Below are 3,414 nucleotides of genomic sequence, written 5' to 3' on the forward strand. Positions count from 1 at the left end.
GCGTCCTCGTGCTACCAGCTGGGGTCGGTGACTCTCCCCGGCTCGGCCTCCCGCTCACCGTGGTCGAACTCCTCGACATCGGTGAATCGCAGTGCGGTGGCGTCATCGTCGTCCTCCGCACGCTCGGGCGAACCCGGCGGCGCGAGCGACACCGGTGGTTCGACCGGGATTTCACCGGCGAAGTCGGGCATGCCGTCGACCAAGTCGGAAAGCTTCGGCAGCCGGGCGCGCCGATCCGTGATGGGCGCGGCCAGTTCCTGGTTCTTGCGGGCCACATCGGCCGCGGCGTCCTGCGCGACCTTCGTCACCGTCTTGGCGATCTGCGCGTAGCTCAAAGCCTCGATGCCCGCAGTGAATTTGGTCTCGATGACGACACCGTTGGCATTCACGGTCACCGTCACGGTTTTATCCCGCGACGTCGCCGTCCCGGTGAGTTTCGTGCGCTTCTGCTGCGCCTCCGCGATGATCCGCATCTGCTCCTGGAATGCCTCCAGGATCGAATCCATATCCCGCTCGTCGCGTCTTGCGTCGCTCATTCCGGCCCTTCGGGTCAGACGAGGCGATCGAAGTTCTCGGTACCGGCCTGCTCGCCGTTGTCGAACGCGTCCGCGGCTTGGTACTGACCTCGGGACATCCGGCGGAAAGAGGTCGCGATGTTCTTCGTGGCATCGTTGATGCTGTCCATCACGTTGTCGAAGCCCTCTGGGCCGTCGCGAAACTTGCTGCCGAACTTGTCCGGGCCCGCGGCGATGCTCGCCCGGTCGGCGGCGTCCTGCGCATCGGTCACGATGCCGAGCAATGCTTCATCGGCCTCGGAAGTGTCCAGACCGGCAGTTCGCAGCTTCTCGGTGTAGTTCTCGATTTCGCCTGCTGCCATGTTGCTGTCCTTCGACTGATCGAACACCCACCTTCGATCATCGCATGAACGTCAACTGTCCAGCACATAAAATCCCGGCGACCTGGGATCATCCGCGGACGCTCCGGATGTGTTCATCCGCTGGGGTTCTGGCCCTTCTTCCGATTGTGCTCTTCGATAGCCCGTTCCAGCTCAGCACGGCGCGCGGCGGCATTCGAGCCGTCGAGCTGTCCGGCGAAAGCGGCCCGCGCCGCCGACACCAAACCCTCGGTGACCTCGGGATACGCTCGGGCGATATCGATCAGGGCCGTTTCGGTTTCGATGTCCAGCCCCGTTTCCGAATGCAGCCCACCGCCGGTGGTGACCGAACCTAGTTCACGCTCGAAGTTGCGCCGCAGCTCGTCTTCGGAGAGATATCGTCCTCGTACCATCAGTTCTCCCATGTGCGTAGGGTTCCTGCGACGGTCGCTCTGTGCGTGAATCCCCGGTCACGCCTCCACTGAGCCCTGGCGCTGCTGGAAACGCTGCTCGAACTCGGCGATGTACACCGATGGCGCCACCGACGACGAGGATTGCTCCAGCACACCGTCGTCGGCGATGTAGAAGAGGGCCCGGCCGATCGAGATCTCACCGGGCTCGGTCGGCACGTAGACCATCCAGCCCACACTGATCCGGTCGGCGCGCAGCTCGTCCAGCGGATACCCGCTGGTGTCCATGCCGCGGTCCTGAATGTACTGGCGCACCCGGGAAATCGCCTCGTCCGCGGCCATCGGCTCGGGCAGCGACAACGCCACACCGGCCATGGTCAGCTGGTAGAGGGCGCTGTCGACGTCGAAACTCCCGTCGTCGCCGAACACGTCCACCAGGGTGTCGCGTGTGACGACACCGACTTCTGCGGCCGACACCAAGGTGGTCACCGCCGCCCGCTGCTGGTCGGTCGGCTGCTCGGCAACCAGTCCGGTGATCACTTCCGCCACCGTGTCGGCGGTCCAGATGCCCGGCACCGCGTCACTGAGCTGATCAGCCGGTGACGACTCGCCGCGATACCAGTTCCCGTTCTCCCACCAGTAGCAGAACGACAACAATCCATTGGCGGCACGCGGATTCAACACCGGATTCGCCACCCACTCCGGCGCGCCCGCGAAGAACGCGGGCATCGGCTCGCCGTCGTTGTAGGTGGCATCCAGCTCCGGCGCGTTCCACACACCACCCGACAGCACGGCCCGCCCACCAGGCAGGACATACAACGTCGAGCCGCTGCGCTTGGCACCCTCGAACCAGCCGAGCGCGGGCAATACCCGCGGGCCCCATTGCGATCCGGCCGCTACGAACGCGGCTGCCATCACCGCCCACCGCGACCACATCACCGGGAAAGCGGGAAAGTCCCGCTCGGACAAGACCCCGCGCACACCCGCCTCGCGATCGGCTCGGGCCTGTACGGCGGCCTCCTGCGCCGTGCGGGACTGCCTGCCGTCGTGTCCGCAATAGGCCGCCAACCAGACCGGCAGAGTATCCCGCGGATATACCTCGAGATCCGCGCGGTAGATCTCCGGCGGGAACAGTTGATCATCGGGGAACGGCTCGTCGCCGTAGTCATAGTCGACTTCGATCTCCCCGACATTGGTCAACGTCAGCACCAGTCGCCACCAAGGGCCGTCGCTGAGCTCCGCCGACAGCTGCCGCTGCTCGCGTGCCAGCGCGAGCACGGCCTCGGTGGGCTGGATGCGCACCGAGCGATCCTGGTCGTCGGCGAAGACGACTTGCGCCACCTCCGCGCCCGTCGTCAGCGCGAACACCGCGTTCAGCCGCGCCCACCCCTGGGGACCCGATGCCGCCAGCTCGCGCGCGATCTGGTGGTTGAGTTGCTTGGCCCGCTCGGCGATATCGGAACCCTCGTCTTCGACGAGAGTGAATTCCACGTCCGGGTCGTCGCTGTGCTCCTGGAAGCTCGTCATGAACTGCCGCATGAAGGCGTCGCCTGCGTCTCCCGCGGTCGGTTCATCGGGACCGCCGCCGGACCCCGCGTCGTCGCTCGCCGCGCGGTTCTCGGCCTCGTCGTCTGGTCTGGTCACGTCGACGCGATCTCCTCATTCGTCCGCACCGAGGCACGGCCCCCACGCGGGAGCGGCGCGCCGATGCCCGAGCTGTGTCACTGGTCCCATCCTGGCACAGCGACCCGCCTGACGGCCGCTGAACTACGAGGTAGTCGCGCAAATCCTGCCCAGCTACGTGCCCGGCCGCTCCGCCGCCTTGCGCCGGTTGAACTCCTCGATTTTGCGGGCGATCACGGCCTGTCTGGCGGCGGCGTTCGAACCGTCCAGCTGACCGGCGAACGCGGCGCGCGCGGCATCGACGAGTTCGTCGGGCACACCTGGGTATGCGCGCGCGATCGTCCACAGCGCCTTCTCGGTTTCCATGTCCAAACCGCTCTCGGAGTAGATGCCGCCACCGGTGAGCACCGAAGCGAGCAGCTCGTCGAAGTTGGCGCGCAGTTCGTCGTCGGTCGGATAGTCGTCGCGCACGATCCCTCCTTACTCTCGTCCATTGTCCGCGCGGGT

The 3,414-nt window shown here is 66.2% G+C and carries 5 protein-coding genes; all 5 read right to left on the reverse strand.

The annotated features are described in order from the left end of the window. Positions 1–11 precede the first annotated feature (11 nt). Positions 12–536 carry a YbaB/EbfC family nucleoid-associated protein gene (locus tag IU459_RS08855; RefSeq protein WP_228837618.1) on the reverse strand — a complete coding sequence of 175 codons (525 nt, stop codon included), beginning with the start codon at positions 534–536 and terminating at the stop codon, positions 12–14. A gap of 14 nt (positions 537–550) precedes the next feature. After that, positions 551–877 (reverse strand): hypothetical protein, encoded by a 327-nt coding sequence (locus IU459_RS08860; protein ID WP_195128992.1) that lies wholly within the window; start codon positions 875–877, stop codon positions 551–553. Positions 878–990: 113 nt separating this feature from the next. Further along, the gene (locus tag IU459_RS08865; protein WP_228837619.1) at positions 991–1,299 is read right to left on the reverse strand and encodes a hypothetical protein; all 309 of its coding nucleotides are present in this window, start codon (positions 1,297–1,299) and stop codon (positions 991–993) included. Between the two features lie 45 nt (positions 1,300–1,344). Then, positions 1,345–2,928, reverse strand: a complete 1,584-nt coding sequence (locus IU459_RS08870) for a hypothetical protein (RefSeq protein ID WP_195128993.1) — start codon at positions 2,926–2,928, stop codon at positions 1,345–1,347. A gap of 153 nt (positions 2,929–3,081) precedes the next feature. Beyond that, complete coding sequence (locus tag IU459_RS08875) at positions 3,082–3,378, reverse strand: hypothetical protein (RefSeq protein WP_195128994.1); 297 nt, start codon at positions 3,376–3,378, stop codon at positions 3,082–3,084. Positions 3,379–3,414 lie beyond the last annotated feature (36 nt).

It is taken from the genome of Nocardia amamiensis (genome assembly GCF_015477605.1).
GTDB lineage: Bacteria > Actinomycetota > Actinomycetes > Mycobacteriales > Mycobacteriaceae > Nocardia > Nocardia amamiensis_A.

What these genes read in the sequence shown, in the direction of transcription:
- IU459_RS08865 (WP_228837619.1), bottom strand. Translation starts at nt 1,299, where the DNA reads ATGGGAGAACTGATGGTACGAGGACGATATCTCTCCGAAGACGAGCTG.
- IU459_RS08855 (WP_228837618.1), bottom strand. Translation starts at nt 536, where the DNA reads ATGAGCGACGCAAGACGCGACGAGCGGGATATGGATTCGATCCTGGAG.
- IU459_RS08860 (WP_195128992.1), bottom strand. Translation starts at nt 877, where the DNA reads ATGGCAGCAGGCGAAATCGAGAACTACACCGAGAAGCTGCGAACTGCC.